The organism is Leptolyngbya sp. FACHB-36 (assembly GCF_014695955.1).
Taxonomy (GTDB): Bacteria; Cyanobacteriota; Cyanobacteriia; order Leptolyngbyales; family Leptolyngbyaceae; genus FACHB-36.
In genome coordinates, this window is the sequence record NZ_JACJPG010000494.1 from 1 (window position 1) to 5,408 (window position 5,408).

At 56.9% G+C, this 5,408-nt stretch carries 5 protein-coding genes; all 5 read right to left on the minus strand.

Annotated elements, in window-relative coordinates; genetic code table 11:
- Positions 1-2,747 (minus strand): pitrilysin family protein (locus tag H6F43_RS14130; protein ID WP_190343377.1); only part of this gene is annotated, 2,747 nt, incomplete at its 3' end.
- A gap of 84 nt (positions 2,748-2,831) precedes the next feature.
- Positions 2,832-3,614, minus strand: a complete 783-nt coding sequence (locus H6F43_RS14135; RefSeq protein ID WP_190343378.1) for an ATP-binding cassette domain-containing protein — start codon at positions 3,612-3,614, stop codon at positions 2,832-2,834.
- 5 nt (positions 3,615-3,619) lie between these two features.
- Complete coding sequence (gene cbiQ / locus H6F43_RS14140) at positions 3,620-4,393, minus strand: cobalt ECF transporter T component CbiQ (RefSeq protein ID WP_190343379.1); 774 nt, start codon at positions 4,391-4,393, stop codon at positions 3,620-3,622.
- Between the two features lie 13 nt (positions 4,394-4,406).
- Entirely contained in the window at positions 4,407-4,754 is a 348-nt protein-coding gene (locus tag H6F43_RS14145; protein ID WP_190343380.1) for a PDGLE domain-containing protein, read from the minus strand.
- 33 nt (positions 4,755-4,787) lie between these two features.
- Positions 4,788-5,408, minus strand: a 621-nt coding sequence (locus H6F43_RS14150) for an energy-coupling factor ABC transporter permease (RefSeq protein ID WP_190343381.1), incomplete at its 5' end; no start/stop codon positions are given.

A 5,408-nucleotide genomic window follows, 5' to 3' on the forward strand; every position in this document is an offset into this window, starting at 1 on the left:
TGAATCGCCTGATTCACCTGAGCGGGCGTAACCGCTTTAATCTTGGCGGGAAACTGACGAATTTCGTCCAGACTCAGTCCATAGACGGTGTTCAGCAGAATTATGCCTGCCAAGGTATCGGGATCCGCGAGTTCCACAGGGTAGCTGCTAGTCAGCGCTCGCTGCGCCGACTCTACTTCTGTCGGCGTGACGCCTTTTTCTCGGAGCTGTTGCAGCAGTGCCAGCGTGCTGCTGACCGCTTTGTTGGCGTCTTCGGGCGCCGTTTGCAGCGTAATCAGGAACGGTCCAGAGGTAATGCCTGCCTGAAAGTAGCTGTAGATGCCGTAGGTGAGTCCAAGACGATCGCGAATCTCTGTTCCTAAGCGGCTAGAGAGCGTGTCGCCACCCACAATCTGATTCAGCACCAGCGCTGAATAGTAGCGCGGGTCGCGGCGATCGATGGCGTTATAGCCAATGAACGTGACAGATTGCGCTTTTCCAGGCAGCGCACGCGTTTCCCGCACGCTAGTTTTTGGCAAGGATACCGAGGGAAAGACCAGCTTCGGAGCGTCGCCGCTGGCTTGCCAACTGCCCAACTCGCGATTCAGCAGGGCGCGAACTGCCGCCGAATCAAAGTCGCCCACGATCGTCAGGATGGTGGCATCTGGGCGATAGTACTGCTGATAGAACCGCTGCAAATCGCTGCGCCGGATCTGCTGCAAGCTGGCTTCCGTGGGAAACGTGTGGAACGGGTGGTTTTCGGGATAAACCACCTGCTGGAAGACGCGGCGTGCCAGTCGAGCTGGATTGTCTAGCTCTAGCTTCAGGCTGGTCAGTGCCCGCTGGCGGCTCAGTTCCAGCTCCTCCTCTGGGAAGCTAGCGTTCTGCAACACATCTGCCAGCACTTGAGTCAGCGTTGGTAAATCTGCTGCGAGTGCGGTACCGACCAAGTTGGCACCCTCGCGACTGGCCGCAAACTGCAGCGATGCGCCCCGATTCTCTAGCGTTTTGGCGATCGCCAGTGCATCTTTGGTTTGGGTACCGTTGGTCAGGTTTGCCGCCGTCAGACCAGCCAATCCTGCCAAGTTCGGCTGATCAAACGAGGTGCCCGCGTTGATGTAGCCGCTAAGCGACACGGTCGGCGTGCTGCGATCGGGAAGTAGCAGCACCTGTAGCCCGTTTGCCAGCGTCAGCTTTTCGGGGAGAGCCTGAGGTGCAGCTTGGGTGGTTGCCGTGGTGGGCGGCAGATATTTCGCGACTTCTGCCGGATCGACCGGAGCGCCGGGGCTGAAGTTCTCGGTCGTTTGCGAGAAGTTGCCCGGGGAGGTTCCCGGCTTACCGTCTGGCTGCGTCGGCTCGAAGAAGCCCACCGTACGATTGGCAGGAGCTAAATAGGTGCGGGCAACTCGCTGCACATCCGCCGTGCTGACCTGCGTGATAGCGGTTAGCAGGCGATCGGTAAAGCGGTAGTCACCTGTAGTCGTTTGGTCGTCGCCAAGCTGGAATGCCTGACTGGAAATCGTGCGGTTCCGCAGAATCAGCGACGCGCGGAGCTGGGTTTTTGCCCGCTCTAACTCTTCAGGCGTCACGCCCTTGCTGCGCAGGTCTACCAGAGTCTTTTGCAGCGTGCGATCGATCTGCACCAAGTCTTTCCCCGGAGCCGCCGTCACAGAAAATTCGTACCAGCCGCCCCCAATCAAATTCGCGGCACCGCCGTTGGCGTCACTTGCCAAGCCCGACTCCACTAGCGCCTGATAAATCCGGGAGCTGCGTCCGCCTGTCAAAATGTAATCCATCACTTGCAGGGCAGGAACATCCGGATGAGTGGCATTCGGTAAGGGATACACCTCATTCAGCAGCGCGGCGCTTCCTGGCTCGCGCAGGACGATCGGCGTTTTCTGAGCGGACGGCTGCGCTTTAGTTTGAGTAACCGGGTCCGTCGGCAGGGGCGCAGTGCTCTTGGGAATGCTGCCAAACGTCTCCTTCACCATCTGCACAGTATCGTCGGTCTTGAAATTGCCCACGATAATCAGCGTGGCATTATCAGGGCGGTAGAAGCGGCGGTAGTAGTCGCGCACTTGCTCGACCGTGAAGTTTTGCACATCAGCTTTTGTGCCACCCACAGGCAGCCCGTAAGGATTATTGGGAAACGCAGCCTTCATGACTGCACGCCCCAATCGATAACCAGGGCTGTTCTCGTAGCCTTGCAGTTCCGAAATGACAACACGCTTTTCGCTAGTCAGGGCGCTGTCGTCAATGCGGGAGTTCAGCATTCGATCGGACTCCAGCACTAGGAGCGCCTTCAGCTTGTCCTGCTCCACCGTGCCAAAGTAGGCGGTTTGGTCATAGCTGGTAAATGCGTTTGAGTCACTACCCAAGGCGCTGAAAAATCGCCCAAACTGAATCGGACGATCTTTGGTGCCTTTGAACATTAAGTGCTCTAGCTGGTGCGCAATGCCGCTGATGCCCGGCGTTTCATTGCGCGACCCAACGCGGTACCACACCTGTACGGTGACCACTGGAGCAGAATTTACTTCCTTAGTTAACACCGTCATTCCGTTATCCAGAACGGTTTTGCGGACGTTCTGCGTTAGAGACAGGTCAGCGGGTTGAGCCGCGGGTTGAGCCGCAGGACGCTGAGCCGTTTGGAGAGTGCTGGGCGCAATCTCAGACTGGGCGGGCACTGCCGAAAACAGTACCGCAACTAAGCAGACGCCAAACAGCAAACTGGGAAGACCGTAGCGACGAATCAGCGAAAGAAAAGACATGGTAGGGGCAAGACTGGAAGAGTAGGACGATCGTACTCACGCCCATCGCACTGACACAGATAGATGGGCAGTGGGAAACAAAGATTAGGCTGTTATCCGAACGGCTGGCGCATGGTCCAGCAGACAGTAGGGACGACTGTAGCTCAACGGCAGTTCCAGAGCATGTTGCTCTAGCCAATTCGAGTCGCTAAGAATGCGCTCAGTCTGTCCATCATAAACAATTTGCCCTTGACTCAAAACGATCGTGCGGCTACACAACTCCAGCGCCAAATCTAAGTCGTGCGTGGCGATCAATTGAGTCAGGGGCAGACTATCCAGCAGGTGAATTAGTTGGCGGCGCGATCGCGGATCGAGCTGGGCAGACGGTTCATCCAGCACCAGCACTTGCGGCTGCATGGCAAGGACGCCTGCGATCGCAACGCGCTTTTTCTCGCCGCCAGACAGATTGTTGGCGTTGCGGGGTCCGTAAAAGTTTGGGTCCAGCCCCACTGCCGTCATTGCGTGCGCGGCTCGATGGGCGAGATTTTGCCCCTTAACGCCCTGATTCATTGGTCCAAAGGTGACATCCTCCCACACGGTTGGCATAAAGAGCTGGTCGTCGGGATTCTGAAACACTAAGCCAACAAAGTTGCGAATTGCTTTGAGGTTAAGCGTCTCCATCCGCAAATCTCCAACAACGATTTCACCCTGTTGGGGTGTAATCAAGCCATTGAAGTGCAGCAGCAGCGTCGATTTACCCGATCCGTTTGCCCCGACTAGCGCCACCCGCTCGGTTGCTCGAATCGATACGCTGATATCTCGTAGCGCTTCGGTTCCATCGGGATAGGCATAGCTGAGATTCTGAATATCGATCGGATTGTGATGCATAGGGGCTACAAAAAATAAACAGCCTGTCCCAACAGCGTTAGAACGGCAGTTAATGTTACTGCCACACTATCGCGCCGCGTCTGAATGGGAGCGTCTGTCGTAGGCAAGAGTCCAGTGTAGCCACGAGATAGCATTGCTTGATAGATGCGCTCACCTCGCTCGTAGGTGCGGATGAAGAGCGATCCCATCATGTTGGCAATCACCAAGCGCTGCCAGCGACGACCGCTCATCAAGTTACGGCACAGAGCGGCGCGACGCATAGAATTAAATTCTTCAATCAGAACCCCAATGTAGCGATACATCGACGCCAGAATTGCCACTAGCAGGGGTGGCATCCGCAGCTCCACTAAGGCGTGCAGCAGCGCTGGAATCGGTGTTGTCAGAGTCAGGATATTGAGCATCAGAAGCGAGAGCAGCGACTTGAGCGCCACGCTGCCCAACACCGTAAGTCCTTCAGTCGTAACCCGCAGCCAGCTCCACTGCCACACCACTTCGCCACCGTCGCGAAACAGTGTCCCCAACATGACAACACCGATAAACACAAACTCCACTGCCACTCGCTGCAGCAGCACAGGCAGCGTCACGCGGCTCAGCAGAACGATCGCCAGCACGCCCGCACCATAAACCGCCCAGGTGAGCCAGCGCCCATTGGGAGTCAGGGCGATCGCGAACACCAACAGCAGCGTGCAAACGATCCGCGCCTTTGGCACCAAACGGTGCCAGGGCGTTTCCTGCTTACTGTCTAAATCAAGTTGAAACGCCCCAATATGCAGCAGCATTCAGCAAAAGTACCTATCGCACATCGTCGTCAGTGGGACGATCGTTCCGCACCAGCAGCTTACCCGCACCCCAGGCTAAGCCAAAGGCGGCGAGCGTTCCTACCAGCCCTGCGAGCGGAGTGGCAATTCCCTCTGGAACGCCGCGAACGGCATATTCATCAAAGACGGCGTGGAACGGCAACTGCCTTGCTGGAGTGTCTTCCTGCGCTTTTTCCTCAAACTGGTGGTCTTGCGAAACACGATCGAGTCCGTCGGGGTCTTGGCTGGCAAACGGCGAGAGAAACACCCCAATCAGCAGGGCAATTCCCAAACCTGCCACAACCACCGCGCGATTGCGTGTACGAGAAAGGTTATTGTTCATGTCCTTATGGCTTACGTTCTAAAGCTAAGCGGGCTATCGAGGTGTGAGTGGACGGGAAGCCGTGACCAATTGACGCGGTGGATGATAGATCAAGTCTGGACGGGTGCGAAACACAAAGCTGATTGCCAGCACCGTAATAATCGCTTCTCCAATGCCAATCATCCAGTGCCAGAACGCCATTGCCGACAGCGCCACAGGCAGCGGCACGGTATCCGACAGCGCCAACTGGAACGCCGTTACCAATGCAGCGACAAATACGCTGGTCCAAGCAGCGATCGCGCTTCCGACGCCAATTCCTCGCCAGGTATCGCGTCCGAGCACCTTACGAATGGCTCGATACAGGTAATACCCGCCAAACGTGCCGATGAGTCCCATGTTGACAATGTTTGCGCCGAGGACCGTCAAGCCGCCGTCCTGAAACAGGGTCGCCTGAACGATAAACACCACGACCATGACCAGCGATCCTGCCCACGGACCCAATAGCACCCCTGCTAGCGTTCCTCCCAGGAGGTGCCCCGATGTGCCGCCGGGAATCGGAAAATTGATCATCTGTGCGGCAAAAATAAAGGCAGCACAGACTCCCATCAGGGGTACCGCGCGCTCTTTGTATTCTGCCTGTACGCGCCCCAAGCACAGCGCAATCAGCGCGATCGC